At 70.4% G+C, this 20253-nt stretch carries 15 protein-coding genes; 2 read left to right on the top strand and 13 right to left on the bottom strand.

From position 1 onward, the window contains the following. Positions 1-143: 143 nt before the first annotated feature. The 6 genes from ACZ4IF_RS12845 to ACZ4IF_RS12820 form a co-directional block, all read right to left on the bottom strand. On the bottom strand, positions 144-1160 hold the full coding sequence (locus tag ACZ4IF_RS12845) for a PLL family lectin (RefSeq protein ID WP_467562095.1): 1017 nt from the start codon (positions 1158-1160) through the stop codon (positions 144-146). A gap of 61 nt (positions 1161-1221) precedes the next feature. Further along, the gene (locus tag ACZ4IF_RS12840) at positions 1222-2283 is read right to left on the bottom strand and encodes an NlpC/P60 family protein (RefSeq protein ID WP_359495819.1); all 1062 of its coding nucleotides are present in this window, start codon (positions 2281-2283) and stop codon (positions 1222-1224) included. Between the two features lie 36 nt (positions 2284-2319). Further along, positions 2320-2802, bottom strand: a complete 483-nt coding sequence (locus tag ACZ4IF_RS12835) for a poly-gamma-glutamate biosynthesis protein PgsC/CapC (protein WP_359495817.1) — start codon at positions 2800-2802, stop codon at positions 2320-2322. Next, positions 2799-4565 (bottom strand): poly-gamma-glutamate synthase PgsB, encoded by a 1767-nt coding sequence (gene pgsB, locus ACZ4IF_RS12830; RefSeq protein ID WP_467562093.1) that lies wholly within the window; start codon positions 4563-4565, stop codon positions 2799-2801. The genes ACZ4IF_RS12835 and pgsB overlap by 4 nt, the downstream gene beginning before the upstream one ends. Positions 4566-4571: 6 nt before the next feature. Beyond that, a complete protein-coding gene (locus ACZ4IF_RS12825) occupies positions 4572-6833 on the bottom strand; it encodes a HAMP domain-containing protein (RefSeq protein ID WP_467562091.1) in 2262 nt (753 codons plus the stop codon). 444 nt (positions 6834-7277) lie between these two features. Further along, positions 7278-8501, bottom strand: coding sequence for a CapA family protein (locus tag ACZ4IF_RS12820; protein ID WP_467562089.1), 1224 nt, complete (start codon positions 8499-8501; stop codon positions 7278-7280). Positions 8502-8590: 89 nt separating this feature from the next. Here ACZ4IF_RS12820 and ACZ4IF_RS12815 point away from each other — a divergent pair, with 89 nt between their 5' ends. Together ACZ4IF_RS12815 and ACZ4IF_RS12810 are read left to right on the top strand one after the other, a co-directional pair. Then, positions 8591-9502 carry a hypothetical protein gene (locus tag ACZ4IF_RS12815; protein ID WP_467562087.1) on the top strand — a complete coding sequence of 304 codons (912 nt, stop codon included), beginning with the start codon at positions 8591-8593 and terminating at the stop codon, positions 9500-9502. A 4-nt stretch (positions 9503-9506) separates the two neighbouring features. Further along, the gene (locus ACZ4IF_RS12810; protein WP_467562085.1) at positions 9507-9887 is read left to right on the top strand and encodes a PIN domain-containing protein; all 381 of its coding nucleotides are present in this window, start codon (positions 9507-9509) and stop codon (positions 9885-9887) included. A gap of 69 nt (positions 9888-9956) precedes the next feature. On the opposite strand, the gene ACZ4IF_RS12805 is transcribed toward ACZ4IF_RS12810, so the two are convergent. The 7 genes from ACZ4IF_RS12805 to ACZ4IF_RS12775 form a co-directional block, all read right to left on the bottom strand. After that, positions 9957-11408, bottom strand: coding sequence for an ArnT family glycosyltransferase (locus ACZ4IF_RS12805; RefSeq protein ID WP_467562083.1), 1452 nt, complete (start codon positions 11406-11408; stop codon positions 9957-9959). Between the two features lie 88 nt (positions 11409-11496). Continuing rightward, positions 11497-13023 carry an amino acid permease gene (locus ACZ4IF_RS12800; protein ID WP_467562081.1) on the bottom strand — a complete coding sequence of 509 codons (1527 nt, stop codon included), beginning with the start codon at positions 13021-13023 and terminating at the stop codon, positions 11497-11499. Positions 13024-13170: 147 nt separating this feature from the next. Next, entirely contained in the window at positions 13171-15102 is a 1932-nt protein-coding gene (dxs, locus tag ACZ4IF_RS12795) for a 1-deoxy-D-xylulose-5-phosphate synthase (protein WP_467562079.1), read from the bottom strand. A gap of 233 nt (positions 15103-15335) precedes the next feature. Next, positions 15336-16628 carry a sugar ABC transporter permease gene (locus ACZ4IF_RS12790; protein ID WP_467562077.1) on the bottom strand — a complete coding sequence of 431 codons (1293 nt, stop codon included), beginning with the start codon at positions 16626-16628 and terminating at the stop codon, positions 15336-15338. Then, positions 16625-17416 (bottom strand): ATP-binding cassette domain-containing protein, encoded by a 792-nt coding sequence (locus tag ACZ4IF_RS12785; protein WP_028802202.1) that lies wholly within the window; start codon positions 17414-17416, stop codon positions 16625-16627. The genes ACZ4IF_RS12790 and ACZ4IF_RS12785 overlap by 4 nt, the downstream gene beginning before the upstream one ends. 181 nt (positions 17417-17597) lie before the next feature. Further along, positions 17598-18695: a substrate-binding domain-containing protein gene (locus tag ACZ4IF_RS12780; RefSeq protein WP_467562340.1), complete on the bottom strand. Its 1098-nt coding sequence runs from the start codon at positions 18693-18695 to the stop codon at positions 17598-17600. A 133-nt stretch (positions 18696-18828) separates the two neighbouring features. After that, positions 18829-20028, bottom strand: coding sequence for an ROK family transcriptional regulator (locus ACZ4IF_RS12775; RefSeq protein ID WP_345648415.1), 1200 nt, complete (start codon positions 20026-20028; stop codon positions 18829-18831). Positions 20029-20253: the final 225 nt, after the last annotated feature.

Below are 20253 nucleotides of genomic sequence, written 5' to 3'. Positions count from 1 at the left end.
CCCCGCTTCCACCGGCGCCCTCGGACCTGGGGGCTGCGCCCCCAGACCCCCATCGGCCTGGACGGCCTCGTCCTCAAACGCCGGACGGGCTGAAAATCAGCCCGTCCGCCCCGGACCCCGATCCTCGAACGCCGGAGGCGCTGTCAGACCGGGCGCCAGGCCTCCAGGGCCAGGCCCGGTTCGGACTTGCGGCGGGTGAGGAGGAGTTCGCCGGAGCCGGGCGCGAGGCTCGCCGCGACCACACGGCCGTCCTCGTCCTCCGCGAGCGAGACGACCGCGTCCCCCGGCAGTGCGGGCCCGGATTCGGCCCACCACGCTCCCGCGGCCTCGTCCTCCGTCGGATACGCGGCGAAGACGATCCGGCCGCTCGACGACCGCTGCGCGAGCAACGTGCAGTCGTGGCCGTCGAGTTCGCAGCGGATCGCCGCCACGGGGCCGGGCCCCGCGCCGGCGAGCACCCGCACGGGTTTCCCGCCCGCCCGCCAGGCGCACAGGTCGCCCGACTCGTCGGTGTAGAAGACGGTGGTGGAGTCGGGGGAGGTGGCGAGCGCGCGGAGTGTGCCGGGGCGGACCGGGGCCTCCAGCTCCTCCGCCAGGACCGGCTGCGCGCCGGGCTCCGGCTGGCTCCAGTGCAGGATGCCGTCCGGCACGGCGGCGTACAGCTCGACCCGGCCGGACTCCCCCGTCACCGCCGCCAGTTCGTCCCGTACGTCATGTCCCCCGAGGTCGCGCCACGGGCCCCAGCCGCCCTTCTCCTTCTGGGCGACCATGCTGACCCCGCCGCCCTTGTTGCGCACGAAGACATGGGCGCGTCCCTGGGCGTCGACCGCGACGGCCGGCGGGCCGGTCCGGCCGCCCGTCCTGTCGGGATGCCCGATCGGGTTCCAGTCGAGGGCGGCGAGACGCGGCCGGTAGTGCGTCGAGTGGACGAGGCCGGACTCGTCGCGGACGGTGGGGCGCCAGGAGACGAGGTGGGCGTAGCCGTCGGCGCCCTGGCCGACGGCGAGCACGGGGTGCAGGCGCTGGTCGCCGCCCACGGTGCGCGGAGGGTCCCAGGGGCCGCCGGGGCCGCGCTCCGCCCGGCAGCGGACGGCGGCCTCCGACAGCAGGTACACACCGAGTCTGCCGTCGCGGCCGCGTATGAGCCAGTCGCCGTTCACCGGTTCACCTTAATCGGGGGAGGGCCGTCCGCGGCGGCCCGCCCCCGTCCGAGTAAGCCGCTCACAGACGCTTGGCGCTGCGGAGCAGACCCGCGTAGAAGCCGTTGCCGTCGATGCGCGAGGCGCCGCCCTTGTCGCCCATGGTCGGGCCGTTGACCTCCTTGCGGCTGGAGATGAAGACGCGGTGGCCGTCGGTGTCGACGCCGAGGTACAGGGCGACGTGGTCGAGGTGGTTGCCGGTGCGGTGGTCCATCTTGAAGAAGAGGAGGTCGCCGGGCTGGACCACGTCGATGTTCTTGGGACGCGTGTACCAGGGGGAGGGACCGGAGAGCTTGATGATGTCGACGCCCACCTTGGAGCGGGCCATGCCGTCCGCGCTGCGGGGCAGCCCGTCGCCGATCGTGTTCGTGGCCATCAGCGGGTAGCGGGCCCGGTATCCCCACACCATGCGCATGAAGCCGGAGCAGTCCAGGGCGCGGTAGCGCTCCTTGCGGGCCTGCATCGTGGTGCCGTCACGGAAGGTGTAGTTGATGCCGAGGTAGTCGTAGAAGTCGTTCTGTTCGAGGCGGTCGACGCCGTCCTCCTTGAACGGGCCGAAGACCGCGTCGCCGGCGTAGGGGACGCCCTCGTCGTCCTTCTTCACCGGGGCACCCTGGACGTACTGGAAGGCGAACGCGAAGATGTCGTCCTCCTCGCTGCCGTAGTACTGCTTGAACCAGTCCTTGAACCACTTCTCCTTCTCGGCGCCCTTGCGCCACGCCTCCGGCATCAGCCGCACCCAGTCCTCCGTCACCACCCGGGACTGCGTGTTGGCGGGCTCGGTGAAGGTGCGGGAGGGGCCCCGGAGGGTCGCGGTGCGGGCGCCGTCCGTGAAGGTGGCGAGGATCTCGCCGTCCTTGCCGCGCAGCACCGAACGCGTCGGGTTGTTCAGGCGCTCCCAGGTCTGCTTCCCGGTGGCCTTGCCCGCCGAGTTCTCCAGGTCGGGCTTGTCGGTCACCGACTGCACGGCCGGGACCTTGGCCTCCGCGTCCTTGCGGAGTTCGACGGTGAAGTACGCGCTGCCCGCGAGCAGTGCGAGGACCGTGGCCGCGTGCAGGACGGGGCGGCCTTTGCTCTTCGGCATGGTGAAGGCTCCAGGGGTTCCGAGTGGGCAGCGGACTCAGGCGGTCGGCATGGCGCCGAGGAGGATTCCGGCGGTCAGCACGACATAGGTGGCGAGGGTGACCGAGCCGGTCGACAGCAGGGTGGCTCCCTTGGGCTGGCGCACGAGCTGGTAGCCGATCAGGCCCGGGACGATGAAGCCCAGGGTCTGGTTGGCGTACAGCAGCGGGAACTCCATCTGGAGCACGATGATCACGGTCGCCTGGATCAGCACGCCGGTGAGCACGACGGCCGCGAAGAGCCGCTTGCCGTAGAGGATCACGACGCGCTGGAGGAGCAGGGTGGTGACGTAGGTCAGGACGGTCACGCCGACGACGAGGGCGGCGCGCTGGAGGTCCTCGATGAGGGTGAGCGCGAGCCAGCCCGGGGTGATCATGCCGCCGGGCGAGAGGTTGGTGGTCAGGTAGCAGATCAGCGAGAACATCAGGCCCAGGCCGATGCCGATCGCGGCGATCTCGGGGGTGAGGACGGAGGGGATCAACGGGGCTCTCCTGGGCTGTGCCACTGCTGCTGGTCGTCGGCGGAGGGTGCGGGGGGTACTCGGGGCTCGAACAGGCCCCGGGACGGGGGCGGTTCGGCGGGGCCGAGGGGCGGTGGTGCGGCGGGGCCCGGCGCGATCGCGGGCCACTGCTCCCTGGTCCGCTCGGGGTTCCCCTGCCGCGGCTGTTCGGGGAGCGCGGGGCGCGGGTGCGCCTGCCGGCGGCCCTGCTCCCAGGAGGCCGGTTCGCCCTGCGTGTGGTGCTGGTGGGGCTGGTTGTGGTGGGCCGGGTCCTGGTGCGGGTGCGGGTGCGTCCGGGACTGGTGCGGGTGCTGGTGTGTCCGGTCCTGGCGCTGATGCGGCTGGGCCGGGTACGGGTGCTCACCGGTGCGCTGCACCGGGACGGCGGTCGTCTGGGGCGCGTACCGCGTCTCGTACGCCTCCGAATAGGGCTGGTACGGGTCGATGCGCGGGGCGTACAGCTGCATGGTCTCGACGTGCTCGGGCACGCGCGCGGGCGTCTGCCGTGCGCCGGTTCCGTCGTCGGTGCGCCCGCCGCGCTGGTCGTCGGACTCGTCGGGGGTGTCGTCCGCGGGCAGTTCGGCGAGGTGCTCCAGCAGGTGCTCGCCCTGGCCGTGGATGTTGCCGATGGCCACGAGGGAGGAGTCGGAACCGAGCCTGCCGATCAGCTGTCCCATGAACTCCTCGGGGTCGCGGCGGTCGCCGCCGAGGTCGACGGCGCGGTCGCGGTACGCGGCCGGGATCGCGTCGATGGCGCTCTTGGCCGGGTGCCCGATGACGAAGACCTGCTCGGGGTCGAGCTCCGGGATGATCTCGCCCATCTGGCCGTTGCGTTCGACGCGGTCGGGACGGCAGTTGATGACCACGTTGAGCGGCCGGTGGATGGCGCCGAGGTCGAGCAGCTGGTTGATGTTCATCAGCGTCGACTCGGGGTCGTTGGCCGCGAAGACGTTGGCGAAGCGCAGCCGCTTGCCGTCCTCGGTGACATACCGCTCGACGGACAGGACGCCGGGGTCCGGCGGCGCGTCGTACATGCCCTGCAGGGCGGTCTGCCGCTCCACGCCGAGCAGTTCGGCGACGGTGAGCGCGATCGCCACGTTCTCCTTGAAGGTGAACCAGCTGAAACCGCGCAGCTCCTCGTCCGTGACGGAGTCGGGGTCGGCGTAGATCAGCTTGCAGTCGCGGGAGTCGGCCTCCTCCTGGAGGATCGCGAAGCGCTCCTTCTCCGCAGTGATGCAGATGCCGCCCTCCGGCATGGACCGGGACAGCGAGCGGGCCACGTCGTCCAGGGTGGGGCCCATCTCGGCGAGGTGGTCCTCGCGGACGTTGCAGAGCACGCCGATGGTGGAGCGGATCAGCTTGGACTGGTTGATCTCCTGGAGGGCCGGCATGACGGCCATGCACTCGATGACCATGGCGTCCGGGTTATACGCGGCCGCACGCCGGACGATGCCGATCTGCTCGACGACGTTGGCGATGCCGAACTTGCGGTAGACCGGCTCCTCGGTGGCGTCGGGGTGGATGAACCGGGCCGCCGTGCCGGTGGTCTTCGCGACCGTGGTCAGCCCGCCGCCGCGCAGCGCGCCCGCGCACAGACGGGTGATGGACGACTTGCCACGGATGCCGTTGACCAGCACCCGGGTGGGGATGTTGTCCAGGTTGGTGAAGTGCCGCCGCTGCTCGATGACGCCCGCCACCAGCAGGATCACGCAGCACACCAGCAGAACGGTGTAGAGGAAGAGCACCGGTGATCAGTTCCTTACGTGCTGCTCGTGCGGGGCCCCGTGGGAGCTCCGGCGCGGCGTCGACTGCTGTTTGCGCTGTTCCTGGAGCTGCTGGCGGACGAGCTCCAGGGAGCGGGTGACGGCGCCGACCTCGTCGTGGTTGCGCGGGAAGAGGACGGTCTTGCGGTCGCCCTCGGCGAGTGCCTCGGCCTGGCCGGCCAGGACCCGCAGCGGGCGGGCCACCACGATGTGCATCCAGCCCAGGCAGGCGGCCGCCGCCGCGGCGCCCAGCAGCCCGGCGAGCATCGTGCGGTGCTGCACGTCGTACTCCGGGATGGCGAGGCGGTCGGCGGGCTGCCAGCTGACGACGGTCCAGCCGAGGGCCTTGGCCGGGCCGCCGCCGACGAAGGGGGCCGCGGCCGCGATCTGCACGCCGTTCTCGCGGTAGAGGACGCCGGCGGCGTGCGCGGACTTGCCGACCTTCTGGTTGGACGCGGAGACCAGGTCCTTCAGGCGGTCGTCGGGCAGCGACTGGAAGGCGATGTATCCGGTGTTGCCCGCGATGACATGGTTCTTGTCGTCGACGAGGCGCACGACTCCGAGGCCCGGCCGCTTGAGCAGCGAGTTGAGGAAGTCGATGCGGAACTCGCCGACCAGGGCGGCGCCGTCGCGTCCGGGGATCTCCGCGGTGCCGACCACGAGGGGCTTGGTGCCGCCCTGGCCGAGCAGCCGGATCGGGTCGGCGGTGGCGGGCTTGGACCGGACCTCGTGCGGCTTGCCGCCGGACCGGGCGATCACCTCGCCGGAGGTGTCGACGACGTAGAGCGACTGGTAGCGCAGGTGCTGGTTGAGGGTGCGGTCGAGGACCTTGGTCATGTCGGCGGGGGTGGTGCGGTCGCCGATCAGGGTGGCCACGGACTGGAGGTCCGCCTCGCCCTCGTTGAGCGCCCGGCGGACCCGGTCGGTGAGGGTGTCGGTGCGCTCGCGCTGGTCGTTGACGATCTGCTGGGGCACGACGACGGTGCCGTCGGCACGGTTGAGGGCGAGCAGCAGCGGCGCCGACCAGGCGAGCAGCAGGACCGCGCAGACGACGAGGAGACCGCGGCTGCCGATGCGGCGCAGGCCGCGCGGGCGCGGCGCGGGCTCGCCCTGTCCGGAGCTCTCGCCGAGGAGCTGGCGGCGCAGCCGTTCCAGGGCGGTGCCGATGCGGCGGGCCTCGCCGTAACGGGGGACGCTCACCGGGCGGGTGAGGTCGCCGCGGGTGAGGCGGCGCGACTCCAGGAAGAGCCGGATGAGGGGCCGCTGCACCGTGCCGAGCAGGACGGCGACGGCGATGCCGCCGACCAGCAGGAGGGCGCCGCCCGCCACGAGACCGAACAGCGGCGAGGTGGTCCGGGTGGGGTCCTCGGCGACCTTCACCATGGAGACCACGCTGAGACCCAGGTTGGTCGCGGTGGTGGTCTCGCCGGGTTCGGGCGCGGTGAGGGTGGCGTATCCGGCGACGGAGCGGTCACTGAGCCAGCGGCCGCCGAGCAGGCTGCCGCTGACGCCCTGATAGCCGCCGGAGCCGGGCTCCTTCGTGCTCTGGGGGTGCCGGCCGGCCTTCTCCGCGACCTTCTTGGCGAAGGCCTTGAGCTGCTTGTTCGATGCGGCGACCTCCTGGCGCTGGAGGTCGGTGAGCACCTGCTCGGGCTCCGGGATGCCGTCGCTGCTCAGGATCGTTCCGGAGCGGTCCACGACCGCGATGGAGCGGAACTGACCGAGGCTGATGCCGGGGAACTTGAGGCTGTTGGAGGCGACGAGGAGCAGCTGCGGCCTGTCCGGCCACGACAGCAGGGCGAAGGACAGCAGCCGGACCTCACCGTTCTGGAGCCGCACCATGCGGGGCGCGAGCCCGTCCTCGCCGCTGAGCGAGGAGCGGTCGAGGGAGGTCAGCGGGACGGTCTCACCGCGGGTGGCGACGAGCTTGCCCGACTGGATCTCGATGACCGCCGTGCCCATCCACTTCTGGTACGTGTTGCCCAGTTTGTCGAGCACGGTGTCGCCGGAGACCGGGGAGCCGGCGCTGAAGAGGGCCGCGGAGCGGTTGAGGTCGGTCACCGACTCGTCGATGGACGCCCGCAGGGCGATCGCGCCGTCCTCCGCGAAGTGCTGCTGCGACGTCTGGACCGCCTTGGGCAGGGCCGCGTCGTCGACCCGGCCGAGCACGAGAGCGGTGATGCCCGCGAGGGACAGCAGGAGCACCGAGAGGATCGCGATGGGCGGACGTATGCCGCCGAGTAGCGACATGTCGGCTCGGCGGCGGGCACGGTGCTGCCGAGCCGGGGGCGATGGCGCCAACGGAGGGGTCCTCTCAGGCGGTTGTACGGGCGGCGGGACGCATGGAGCGGCCTGCATGCGGGTGCGGGCGGGTGGTGCGGGCGTGACACGGAGACTCAGGTGAGAAAACTGAGACTCCGCGCGTCAGACCGGCGAGGGCGGATCAAAGTTGCACGATTTGAACGTGATCTGCGCTACACGATGTTTCATGCGATCACACACGGGCATGAGCGATCGATTCCGCTTCGGGCGGGTTCAGTCGGCCGCTTCCGGGGATCTCGACGCACGTCCGGCCCGGGTCGCACCCGGTCGCAGATGAAGTGAAATGGACAAAAAGCACACCATGCCGACATCGCGCCCGGCCCGCCGGGGATGCCGGGGGCCGGGCGCGGCTCGGACGTCACGCCGGTACGGTCAGTCCGGCAGCTCCGTGAGCGGCTTCAGGCCGTCCTTGGCGGCGCCACGGTTGAGCATGGTGCCCTCGGTCCGCTCGTAGGCCAGCCGGAGACGGGCCCGCTCCTGGTCCGTCAGGTCGTCGCGCTTGAGCTCGGCGGCCACGTCCAGCAGCCGGTAGTCCTGCACCTGGCCCTTCTTCGGCTCCACCGCGGTCTCGCCGGTGGTGACGTCCGGGTCCGGCGGGATGTCCACGAGGGTCGGCTCGTACCGGGCCTCGACGTCCCACTTGCCGCCGCGCTCGGTGAAGGTGAACCAGCCGATCACACCCTCCTCGGTCAGCCCCGTCGGCACGTCGTGCCGGGCGACCTGGTTGCCGAGGCCGTACGCGATCCACGTGCCGTCGACCTTCTCCATCGGCTGCACCACGTGCGCGTGGTGCCCGATGACCAGGTCGATCCCCGTCTCCCGGGCGAGCTGGCGGGCGAACTTGAGCTGCGGCGTCGAGGGGTTCGGGTGGTGCTCACGCCCCCAGTGGATGGAGAGGATCACGACCTCGGCGCCGGCGGCGCGGGCCCGCTTCTCGGCGGCCTTGATGCGACCCAGGTCGTTCTGGTTGACCAGCCACGGCTTGTCCTTGGGCAGCTCGTGGGCGTTGAAGCCGAAGGCGAAGGAGATCTGCGCGACCTTCACACCCTTGACGTCCATGATCAGCGGGGTGAGCGCGTCCTTCTGGGTGCGGAAGGAGCCCGTGTGCTTCAGACCGACCGAGTCCAGCGTGTCGAGCGTGCGCTTCACTCCCCCGTAGCCGTGGTCGATCGAGTGGTTGGAGGCGGTGGAGCAGGTGTCGTACCCGACGTCCTTGATCGTCCCGGCGATCTGCGGCGGCACGAGGAAGTTGGGGTAGCTCTCGAAGGGGCCGTTCGGCTTGCCGATCACCGGCTCCATGTGGCAGATCCCCAGGTCGGCCTTGCTGATCACCGGCTTGATGCCGGCCATCAGCGGTCCGAAGTCCAGGCCGTGCACGCCCTTGCCGGTCTCCTTGGCGTCCTTCCTGGCCTGGTCGATCAGCTGCGGGTGGATCAGGATGTCTCCGGCCGCGGCCACCGTGAACGAGCGTCCGCCCCCCTTCGACGAATCGCCCGAGTCGCCCCCTCCGACGAGACCGCATCCCGCCAGTGCGGCGACGAGTGCGAGAGGGGTCAGCAATGCGGGCAGGGCGCGGCGGCTACGACGTCTGGTCACCGGGATATCTTGATACAACCATGAAGGCATTCCGGGCCAGAACGATAACGATCGCAACACTTCTCCTGCTCCTCACCGCTCTGGCCGGTTTGGGAACGCTTGTCCTGCGCGGCACCCACGACACCGGCCGGGACGCGGGTTCCGGCCGCCCCGACGGCGACGCACAGAGCGTCGACCTGGCGCACGACATCGCCGGCTACACCGCCCGCTTCACCCCCGACGGCGGCTACCTGCCGCCCTCGCGCACCGAACGGCGACTGGTCGCCGACGGCGTCGCACTGCTTCTCGACGGCCACCGCGACCAGGCCGAACAGCGCCTCGCCGAGGTCGACTTCGGCATCCGCACCCTGGTGGACAGCGCGACCGGGCGACGGTTCGCAGAGGTGTACGACCGCGTCGACCAGGCACCTCACCCGCGCGGCTGGGGCCGCGTCTACGTGGACCTCGACCACCGCGCCCGATGGTCGGTCCAGGTCCCCCACCCGATCGCCGACCACGGCACGGAACAGCTGGGCGTGCGCGTCCTGCGCGGCACGCCGGGCGGTGTCCTGATCGTTGCTGGAGCACATCGCAAATCCGGTGAGGGGGACGCGTCCGACGTGGCGCACCGCCGGGACACCGTGTTCCACGCGGTCTGCGCCGAGCTCGTCCGGCGCGGCTTCCCGGGTGTCCAGCTGCACGGCTTCGCCGACGACTCGGCGCCCGACCACGACGTCGTCGCCTCCACGGGCAAGGGCTCCGAGGGCCGCGCCGACGGCCGCCGGCTCGCCGACGCGCTCCGCGACCGGGGCTTCGCGGTGTGCCGCGCCTGGGTCCGCTCGTGCCCGCTGGAGGGCCACGAGAACGTCCAGGGTCGTACCGCCGCGGACGAGGACGTGCCGTTCCTGCACGTGGAGTTCGCCCGGTCCGTCCGCTCCAGCGACGCGCGGGCCGCCGAGGCCGCGGCCGCCGTTCGCGTCGTCACCGCACGGTGGGACGCCACCTTCGGCGTGCGACGCTGAGTCCATGGACGACGACCACGACGGCCCCCTCCTCGTCATCGTCGACGGCGCCAACGTCGTCGGCTCCGTGCCCGACGGCTGGTGGCGCGACCGCCGCGGTGCCGCGGAGCGGCTGCGCGACCGGCTGGCCCGGGACGGACTGCCCGGGCACGGCGGGCCCGTGGAGCTGGTCCTCGTCGTCGAGGGCGCCGCGAGGGGCGTGGAGTCCGTCCCCGGCGTCCGGGTGGTGGCCGCGACGGGCAGCGGCGACGACGCCGTCGTCGGCCTCGTGGCCGGGGCCGCGGGCCGCACCTGCCTCGTCGTCACCGCCGACCGCGAACTGCGCGGCCGGGTCACCGCCCTCGGCGCCGACACGACGGGCCCGCGCGCCGTACGCCCGGACTGACGGCGTGCTCCCGCGGCCTGTCCGGCGCCGGAGCAGGGGCCGCCGGGCCCCGCGGCGCGCCCGGCTCCCTCACCGCGACCCCCTCTCCCGCACGTACAGCACCGCCCCGTCCACCTCCCCCGCCACCTCGTACTCCGCGGTGAGCAGCCGGCGCAGGGACGGGATCCGTTCCGGGGCGTAGGGCGCGGCTCGCGAGTCGTCGACGACGAGGACCGGCGGGTTCGCGCTCATCTCCTCCCGGAAGACGGGCCAGGAGCCCTCGACGCCGTACTTCTCGCCCACCTGGGGCCCGTTGCGACCGCCGCTGTAGTTGGTCAGGAGGCCGGCGGTCAGATAGCGGCTGGCGGGCGTCCGGTCGGCCAGCCAGTACGTCTCCGGGTGTATCCCCCAGACCAGGACCCGGTCACCGGGCGCCGTGCGGCGGGCCACCGCGTCCGCGAGCCGGGTGGCGTGCGCGAGGTCGGACCGGGGCGCCAGCAGCCCCCAGGCCAGGAACGCCGCGCAGCAGCAGGCAGAGGTGACCAGCGCCGTCACCAGCCGCTCCCGGGGCAGGATCTGCAGCGCCGCGGTCGCCAGCAGGGCCAGCGGCGGGATGAGTTGCAGGTAGTAGTGGCCGAAGAAGTGGAAGCCCAGCAGGACGGCGACCGCGGAGGAGGCGAACCACAGCCACAGGTCCACGGCCCCCGTACGGGCGACGCGCAGGACCCGGACGACCGGCGGGACGAGACCGGCGCAGGCCGCTGTCAGAATGGCCGTGTTGACCAGCCCGCGCGCCAGGACGTGCAGCTCGGAGCCGGTGAAGGAGGCGTACGCGGCAGAGCCGGTGACGGTCCAGAAGGCGAAGCCCGCCGGGTCGGTGGCAAGGGCGGCGCACAGCACCGGCACGACGATTCCGGCGAGGAGCCGCAGCAGCCCGCCGCGCGTCGCGCCCTGCCGGTGCAGCAGCCACAGCACGGGCAGCAGCACCGCCCCGCCGGTCTGCTTCGTCAGCAGGGCGCAGGCCACGGCCAGCCCGGCCGTGCCCCAGCGGCGGCGGTCGGCGCTCCACATCGCGGCTGCCGTGCACGGCAGTATGAACACCTCGAAGGTGGCGGCCTGCGCGTCCTCGGGGTTGAGCCCGACGGAGACCAGCAGATGGAGCACCCCGGCCGTGCGTCCCGCGCCGTCACCCCAGCGGCGCCTGGCCAGCGAGGCCAGCAGGACCGCGGTGAGCAGCTGGGCGAGCAGGGCCAGGACGCGGACGGATGTGAGGGACCCGGAACCGTGCACCGCGAACGCCCCCTCGTAGAGCCAGGGCACGAACGGCGGCTTGCGGTCCACGACGGTCTCGTACAGGTCTCCCCCGTCGGCCAGCATCCGCGCCTGCACGGCGAGGTACCCCTCGTCGGGGTTCCACAGGGGCCGGGCGAAGGAGGGCACCCGGGTGACACAGGCCAGCACCGCGAGCAGCGGCAGCAGCCGCGTCCAGTACGCCGTCCGTACGACTGCGGACCGTGGCGGGGCGAGCGGCGCGGCGAGCATGGGAAGCACGCTATCCGGCCCCGCAGTCCGTACCGAAGCGGGACATACGGGGCCGGGGTGATCGAGCCGTTGACGACCGATCGTCCACCTAGAGCTGCTTGCCTCCCGGGCCCTCGCCGGTGACCTGCTCGAGCGTCGTCTCCTCGTGCCGTCCGAGGCGGCTGTGCGACCGGCCGTAGAGGAAGTACACGAACGCGCCGATCACCATCCAGATCGCGAATCGCAGCCAGGTCTCGGTGGGCAGGTTCACCATCAGCCACAGCGTGGCGCAGACGGACACGATGGGCAGGACCGGCACCCACGGGGTGCGGAAGGAGCGCGGCAGGTCGGGGCGGGTGCGGCGGAGGATGATCACGCCGATCGCGACGACGACGAAGGCGAACAGGGTGCCGATGTTCACGAGCTCGGCGAGTTCGCTGAGGCTGGTGAAGCCCGCGACGATCGCGATGATCACGCCGAGCAGGATGGTCGGCCGGTGCGGGGTCTTGAAGCGCGGGTGGACGCGGGAGAAGAAGCGGGGCAGCAGGCCGTCGCGGCTCATCGCGAAGAAGACGCGCGTCTGGCCGAGCAGCAGGATCATGCAGACCGTCGTCAGACCGACGGCGGCGCCGAAGCTGATGACGCCCGAGAACCAGGGGTGCCCGGTGGCCTTGAAGGCGTCGGCGAGCGGGGCGTCCACCGACAGCTTGCTGTAGTGCTGCATGCCGGTGACGACGATGGCCACGGCCACGTACAGGGTGGTGCAGACGAACAGGGAGCCGAGGATGCCGCGCGGCATGTCGCGCTGCGGGTTCTTGGTCTCCTCGGCGGCGGTGGCCACGACGTCGAAGCCGATGAAGGCGAAGAAGACCACGGAGGCGGCGGTGAAGATGCCCATCACGCCGAAGTTGGAGGGTGCCCAGCCGAACATCAGCTGGATGAGGGGTGCCTTGAGGCTGCCGCCCGCCTCCACGGCCTGCGACTTCGGGATGAAGGGGCTGTAGTTGTCGCCGTTGATGAAGAAGGCACCCGCGACGATGACGATGAGGACGACGGTCACCTTGATGGCCACGACGACCTCGGTGACCCGCGCGGAGAGCTTCATGCCGAGGACGAGGATGCAGGTGAGGACGAGCACCAGCGCCGCGGCGAGGATGTCGAACCCGAATCCGTGCGCACCGTCCCGGCCCCCCAGCGAGTCCGGCATGTGCCAGCCCGCGTTGTCCATCAGTGAGCGGATGTAGCCCGCCCAGCCGACGGCGACCACCGCCGTGCCGAGCGCGAACTCCAGGACCAGGTCCCAGCCGATGATCCACGCGGGAAGCTCGCCGAGCGAGGCGTACGAGAAGGTGTACGCGGATCCGGCGACCGGGAGCGTGGAGGCGAACTCCGCGTAGCAGAGCGCGGCGAGTGCGCAGACGATGCCGGCCACGACGAAGGCCAGGGAGACCGCGGGGCCCGCGTTCTGCTTGGCGACCTTGCCGGTGAGGACGAAGATGCCGGTGCCGATGATGACACCGACGCCGAAGACGGTGAGATCCAGAGCGGACAGCGACTTCTTGAGTGCGTGCTCCGGCTCCTCAGTGTCCAAGATCGATTGTTCGACCTTCTTCGTCCTGAAGAGGGTGCTGCTCACGGGCGTACCTCCACGCTTGACGTCCTCGAAATGATCGAGGGGGCGTGGTAGCCGCTTGCCCCGGCCGGGAGAGAATCACGCAAATGGGCCGGTTTCACCACCCCTTCAGGGTGCTGAAACCGGCCCTTTGGACCTGTGGCCTTCCGGTCAGTCGCGCGCGGGCTCCACGGAGTCCACGGCGTGCGCCGCCGTGCGCTCGAACCGGCCGTCGAGCTTGGCGACCAGTCCGGTGACCTGGCGGGCGATGTCGGGCGCGGTCAGCCCGATCTCCGCCAGGACCTCCCCCCGCGAGGCGTGGTCGAGGAAGCGCGGCGGGATACCGAAGTCGCGCAGCGGGACGTCGACGCCCGCGTCGCGCAGGGCCTGCGCGACCGCCGAGCCCACGCCTCCGACACGGGAGTTGTCCTCCACGGTGACGACCACGCGGTGCTGCTCGGCGAGCGGGGCCATGGCCTCGTCGACGGGCTTGACCCAGCGCGGGTCGACGACGGTGGTGGAGATGCCCTGCTTGTCGAGGAGGTTCGCGATCTCCAGGCACATCGGTGCGAGCGCGCCGACGGAGACGAGCAGCACGTCGGGGGTGTCGGTGCCGGGCGCCCGCAGGACGTCCATGCCGCCGATCCGGCCCACGGCGGGCACGGCGGGGCCGACCGCTCCCTTGGAGAAGCGGACCACGGTCGGCGCGTCGGTGACCTCGACGGCCTCCCGGAGCTGGGCGCGGACCTGGTCGGCGTCGCGCGGTGCCGCCAGCCTGAGGCCCGGGACGACCTGGAGGATCGACATGTCCCACATGCCGTTGTGCGACGCACCGTCGGTGCCGGTGACGCCCGCGCGGTCCAGGACGAAGGTGACGCCGCACTTGTGCAGGGCGACGTCCATCAGCACCTGGTCGAAGGCGCGGTTGAGGAAGGTGGCGTAGACGGCGAAGACGGGGTGCAGTCCGCCGGTGGCGAGGCCGGCCGCGGAGACCGCGGCGTGCTGCTCGGCGATGCCGACGTCGTACACGCGCTTCGGGAAGGCCTTGGCGAACTTGTCGAGGCCGACCGGCTGGAGCATCGCGGCCGTGATGGCGACGATGTCCTCGCGCTCCTTGCCGAGCCGGACCATCTCCTCACCGAAGACGGACGTCCAGTCGGCGCCGGAGGACGCGATCGGCAGGCCCGTGTCGGGGTGGATCTTGCCGACGGCGTGGAAACGGTCGGCCTCGTCCTGGAGGGCGGGCTGGTAGCCGCGGCCCTTCTCGGTGAGGCAGTGCACGATGACCGGGCCGCCGAAGCGCTTGGCGCGGGCCAGCGCGGACTCCAGGGCCTCGATGTCGTGGCCGTCGATCGGGCCGACGTACTTCAGGCCGAGGTCCTCGAACATGCCCTGCGGGGCGATGAAGTCCTTGAGGCCCTTCTTGGCGCCGTGCAGGGTCTCGTAGAGCGGCCGGCCGACGACCGGGGTGCGCTCCAGGAGGTCCTTGCCGCGGGCCAGGAAGCGCTCGTAGCCGTCGGTGGTACGCAGGGTCGCCAGGTGGTTGGCGAGGCCGCCGATGGTCGGGGCGTACGAGCGCTCGTTGTCGTTGACGACGATGACCAGCGGGCGGTCCTTGGCGTCGGCGATGTTGTTGAGCGCCTCCCAGGCCATGCCGCCGGTGAGGGCGCCGTCGCCGATGACGGCGACGACATGGGCGTCCTTGCGGAGCACCTCGTTCGCCTTGGCCAGGCCGTCGGCCCAGCCGAGGACCGTGGAGGCGTGCGAGTTCTCGATGACGTCGTGCTCGGACTCGGCCTGCGAGGGGTAGCCGGACAGGCCGCCCTTCATCTTCAGCCGGGAGAAGTCCTGGCGGCCGGTGAGGAGCTTGTGGACGTAGGACTGGTGGCCCGTGTCCCACAGCACCTTGTCCTTCGGCGACTCGAAGACGCGGTGCAGGGCGATGGTGAGCTCCACGACACCGAGGTTGGGGCCGAGGTGGCCGCCGGTCTTGGAGACCGCGTCGACGAGGAAGGTCCTGATCTCGCCGGCCAGCTGGTCCAGCTGCTCCAGGCTGAGCCGGTCCAGATCGCGCGGTCCCCTGATGCGGGTCAGCAGCGGCACCCGTGCCTCCTTGCAGTAGAGCTGTTCGAGCTTTGCCGGGCCTGTCGAGTCTAATGTTCCGTCTTTGGCGCCCGTGCCCGGCCTCCACGTTGTACGTCACGCGTTCGGCCGTAAAACGTCCGTACACGCGTTCTCTTCGCCGTGATGCCGCCGGCCCCGCACGCGGACGTGGAAGTGCCCGGTACCGCCGTTGGTACCGGGCACTCCGTGCGGGGCCAGAAGGGCCGGACGCGCTAGGCGCGGCCTGCCGTCTTCTGGGTCTTGCGGGTGACCGCGTCGATGACGACGGTGGCGAGGAGCACACCACCGGTGATCATGTACTGGACCGGCGAGGCGATGCCCTCGAGGGCGAGGCCGTACTGGATCGAGACGATGACCAGAACACCGAGCAGGGCGTTCCAGGTGCGGCCACGGCCACCGAAGAGGCTGGTGCCACCGATGACGGCCGCCGCGATGGCGTTCATCAGCAGGTCGCCGGCGCCGGCGCCCTGGTTGGCGGAGGCGATCTTCGAGGCGATGAACAGACCGCCGATCGCGGCGAAGGTACCGGAGATCGCGAAGACCGAGATCCGGACCATCTCCACGTTGATACCGGCACGGCGGGAGGCCTCGACGCTGCCACCGAGCGCGAAGATCTTCCGGCCGTACGAGGTGCGGCGCAGCACGAAGTCCGTGAGCAGCAGCACCGCGATGAAGATCACCACGGCCAGCGGCAGGCCCTTGTACTGGTTGTACATGATCGCCACGGCGAAGGAGACGATCGCGAGCAGCGCGGTGCGCGCGATGGTCTCGCTCAGCGGCGCGGACGGCACACCGGCGGCCTCACGACGACGGTTGCCGAAGTAGGAGTTGAGGAAGTACACACCCGTCACGACGACGGCGAGCGCGTAGGCGGCCGCCACATCCGTGAAGTAGTAGCTGGTCAGCTTGGCGACCACGCCCTCGCTGTCCAGGTTGATGGTGCCGTTGCTGCCCAGGATCTGCAGCATGAAGCCGTTCCAGAACAGCAGACCGGCCAGGGTGACGGCGAACGCCGGGACACCGATGCGGGCGAAGACGAAACCGTGGATCGCACCGGCGACCGTGCCGGTCAGGATGGCCAGCACGAAGGCCAGCCACTCGTTCATCCCGTGTGTGACGTTCAGCACCGCGAAGGCGGCGCCCGCGACACCGGAGACGGAACCGACCGACAGGTCGATCTCGCCGAGCAGCAGCACGAAGACGATACCGACGGCGATCATGCCCGTGCCGACCATGGCCACGGAGATGTCGGAGAGGTTGCCCGCGGTGAGGAAGTTCGAGTTCAGGCTCGCGAAGATCGCCCAGATGATGATCAGACCGACGACGACCGGGAGGGAACCCAGGTCACCGGCCTTCATCTTGCGCTTGAACTCGGAGACGTAGCCGGCGAGGCCCTGCTCGCGGACCAGCAGTCGCGGGTCGACCGCGGTGACCGCCTTGGCGGCAGCCTCGGGGTTCTCCACGACGTGGTCCTCAGGGGTCGCGGAGGTCTTGTCGATGCTCACTTCTGAGCCTCCCCATTGCTGCGCGCCGCACGACGGGTCACGGCGTTCTCCGTGGCGCCCGTGATGGCGGAGATGATCTCTTCCTGGGAGGTCGACTTGACCTCGAAGACGCCGTTGTTGCGCCCGAGGCGCAGGACGGCGACCTTGTCGGCCACGGCCTTCACGTCAGCCATGTTGTGGCTGATCAGGATCACCGCGTGGCCGCGCTCGCGCAGCCGCTCGACCAGGTCGAGGACCTGAGCGGTCTGCTCGACGCCGAGGGCGGCGGTGGGCTCGTCGAGGATGACGAGCTTGGGCTCACCGAGCATCGAACGGGCGATCGCCACGGTCTGGCGCTGACCGCCGGAGAGCGAGGCGATCGGGATGCGGACGCTGGGGATGCGGATGGACAGCGTGTCCAGCAGCTCGCGGGAGCGGCGCTCCATCTCGACCTCGTCCAGGACACCGCGCTTCTTCAGCTCGCGGCCCAGGTAGAGGTTGCCGACGACGTCGATGTTGTCGCACAGCGCGAGGTCCTGGTAGACGGTCGCGATGCCCAGCGCCTGCGCGTCGTGCGGCCGGTTGATCTGGACGGTCTTGCCGTCCCACTCGATGGCGCCCTCATCGATGGGGTGCACGCCGGCGATCGTCTTGACCAGCGTGGACTTTCCGGCGCCGTTGTCGCCCACCAGGGCGACCACTTCACCGGCGTGGACCTCAAGCTCTACGTCGGTGAGCGCCTGGACGGCACCGAACCGCTTGGAGACCCCGCGCAACGCCAGCACAGGCGTAGCGGACACGTGAACCATCTCCTTCGCCGCCTGACCCGGCGGGAGGTTGTGCAGAAGTTTTGGAGGGGGGTGTTCCGTCCGGCGCCCCGCTTAGCTTTGCGGGGCTGATGATGCGGGGCGCCGGAGGGGCTTCGTCACGCAAGTCCCGATCCGGAATTCAAGAGTGAATTCCATTGATTGGAAAGGGACTTGCGGGAGATTACTTCAGACCGATCTTGTCGCAGGCCGCCTTGTAGGCGGAGGTGCAGATGTCGTCGATCGTGTAGACGCCGTCCTTGACGACGGTGTCCTTGATGTTGTCCTTGGTCAGCGAGGTGACGGCGACCAGGACCGACGGGACACCCTTGGTGGTCGGGCTGTCGACCTTGTCCTTGGCGACGGAGTCGAGCGACTTGCCCTGGGCGAGCGCGACAGCCATCTCGGCGGCGGCGTCGGCCTCGGGGGCGTACGGCTTGTAGACGCTCATGTACTGCTCACCGGCGACGATGCGCTGCACACCCGCGAGCTCCGCGTCCTGGCCGGTGACCGGGACCTTCAGGCCCTTGGCCTTGAGGGCGGTGATGATACCGCCGGCCATGCCGTCGTTGGCGGAGTAGACGCCGATGATGTTCTTCTTGCCGAGAGCCGAGATGGCGCCCTCCATGTTGGAGTTGGCGTTCTCCGGCTTCCACTCCTTGGTGTCGTACTCCTTGCCGACGTTCACCTTGCCGTCGAGCACCTCGTGGGCGCCGGCCTTGAACTGAGCGGCGTTCGGGTCGGTGACCGACCCGTTCATCATGACGATCTTGCCGTCCTTGGCCTTGGAGCCAAGAGCCTTCAGGAGGGCCTCGCCCTGCGTCTTGCCGACGGTCTTGTTGTCGAACGACGTGTAGCCGTCGATCGGGCCCTGCGCGAGGCGGTCGTAGGCCACGACCGGGATGCCGGCGTCCTTGGCCTTCTGGACCGAGTTCTTGATGGCGGCAGCGTCCACAGCGTCGACGATCAGCACGTCCACCTTGTTGGTGATCATGGTGTCGACCTGCTGGTTCTGCGTGCTGGCGTCCTGCTTGGCGTTGGCGTAGACGACCTCGCCCTTGTCGTTCGTGAGCTCCTTGATCTTCTTCGTGATCAGGGGCTTGTCGAACTTCTCGTAGCGAGCGGTCTGGTTCTCCGGAAGGAGCAGACCGACCTTGATCGCGTCGCCCTTCTTGGCAGAGCTGGAGCTGTCGCTCTTGTCGCCGGACTCCTTGGCACTGCCACAGGCGGCCAGCGAGACGGCCATCGCACCAGCGGCAACGGCAACGGCGGCACGACGCATACGCGTGTTCACTTCAGAAACCTCCCTGACGAGGCCGCGTCGTTGCGGCCGAGGTGGCTGGAAGTCAACTCGGCCACACGTGCGACGTCAAGAAGTAAATACTTAACGAGATGGCAACGGTGCCATGCGTTCTCTAAGTGAAGGCAGGGGCAGCCGCAGACAGCGAGCCGTCCAAAAGGGTCGAATCGCCCATCTCGCTGAGCGCGAGAGCGAGTGCCCCGAGGACCTCCGCACGGCCTCCAAGCGCCCCTGGAAGCACCGAGAGTTGACGTGCGGCGCTGGGGATCGCATAGCGCCCGACCGACTCCCTGATGGGCCCCAGAACCAGCTCCCCGGCCTCCGCGAGATCGCCGCCGAGGACCACCCGGCTCGGGTTCAGCAAATTGCAGAGATTCGCGACTCCACTGCCGATGTGACGACCGACGTCGGCGATCACCCGACGACAGCCCGGATCACCGTCCCGCGCCAGCCGGACGACACCCTCCATCGTCAGGTCCGTACCGTGACTGGACTGGAGCAGCGGCAGCACGTAACGCGCGGCCGCAAAGGTCTCCAGGCAGCCTCGGTTGCCGCAGCGACAGACGGGGCCGGATTCATCAAGAGTAATATGCCCGATTTCCCCGGCCGTGCCGCCGGGGCCGCGGTAGATCTTGCCGTTGATCACCAGCCCGGCGCCCACACCGCTCGCGACCTTGATGTACGCCAGATCCTTGGCGCCCCGGCCGCTGCCCCAGACCATCTCGCCGAGCGCGCCCAGGTTGGCGTCGTTGTCCACGTGCACCGGCACGCCGAGCCGCCCCCGCAGCTCCTCGGCGGGCTTCGCACCGGTCCAGCCGGGCAGGATGGCGGTGGAACCCAGGGTCCCCGACTCCACGTCGATCGGACCCGGCACGCCGAGCCCCACGCCCGCGATCTTGGAGCGGTCGACGCCGGTGGCCGCGATCAGGCGGCTGACCAGCTCTTCCGCCCGGTCGAAGCCCTGCGCGGCGGAGGCGTCCACGTCGAGCGGCTCGGACTCCTCGGCGAGCACCTGGTGGGCGAGGTTCCCGACCGCGACGCGCAAATGCGTGTGACCGAAGTCGACGCCGATGACGATGCCGGCGTCGCCGCTCAGGGACACGCTGCGGGCCCTGCGGCCGCCCGCCGACGTGGGAGTGACCTCGACGGTCCCCCCGTCCTTGAGTTCACGGACGATATTGGACACGGTCGCGGCGGACAGGCCTGTCGTCCTCGCGATCTCCGCCTGCGTGAGCGAACCGGCAAGGCGCACCGCACGTACGACGCGCTCGAGATTGGCTCGGTGCAGCGACGACTGCGACCCCGGAGTCTCCATTGACTCTCCACCCTTAGCCCCTGGCTCGCGTCACACCGGGTGACTGAGCCTTGTACAAGTTATGAACCCCAAACTCCGCTGGATGCACCTGTGGCGTCAAGCCCTTGACAGAAATCGGTTCCATCCGCCGTACACAGGGGTGGGGGGGGGGGGGGGGGGGGGGGGGGGGGGGCCCCCCCCCGCCGCCCCGGGGGGGGGGGGGGGGGGGGGCCCCCGCCCCCCCCC

The sequence above is a fragment of the Streptomyces sp. NPDC025784 genome, assembly GCF_055558435.1.
The sequence above is the reverse complement of the archived record's forward strand: the minus strand, read 5'-3'. Positions and strand labels throughout refer to the sequence as shown.

Excerpts from the sequence above, each read along its gene's own strand:
- ACZ4IF_RS12840 (WP_359495819.1), bottom strand. The coding sequence starts at position 2,283 with ATGCCGAAGAGCAAAGGCCGCCCCGTCCTGCACGCGGCCACGGTCCTC.
- ACZ4IF_RS12825 (WP_467562091.1), bottom strand. The coding sequence starts at position 6,833 with ATGTCGCTACTCGGCGGCATACGTCCGCCCATCGCGATCCTCTCGGTG.
- ACZ4IF_RS12810 (WP_467562085.1), top strand. The coding sequence starts at position 9,507 with ATGGACGACGACCACGACGGCCCCCTCCTCGTCATCGTCGACGGCGCC.
- ACZ4IF_RS12805 (WP_467562083.1), bottom strand. The coding sequence starts at position 11,408 with ATGCTCGCCGCGCCGCTCGCCCCGCCACGGTCCGCAGTCGTACGGACG.
- ACZ4IF_RS12785 (WP_028802202.1), bottom strand. The coding sequence starts at position 17,416 with ATGGTTCACGTGTCCGCTACGCCTGTGCTGGCGTTGCGCGGGGTCTCC.
- ACZ4IF_RS12780 (WP_467562340.1), bottom strand. The coding sequence starts at position 18,695 with ATGCGTCGTGCCGCCGTTGCCGTTGCCGCTGGTGCGATGGCCGTCTCG.
- ACZ4IF_RS12775 (WP_345648415.1), bottom strand. The coding sequence starts at position 20,028 with ATGGAGACTCCGGGGTCGCAGTCGTCGCTGCACCGAGCCAATCTCGAG.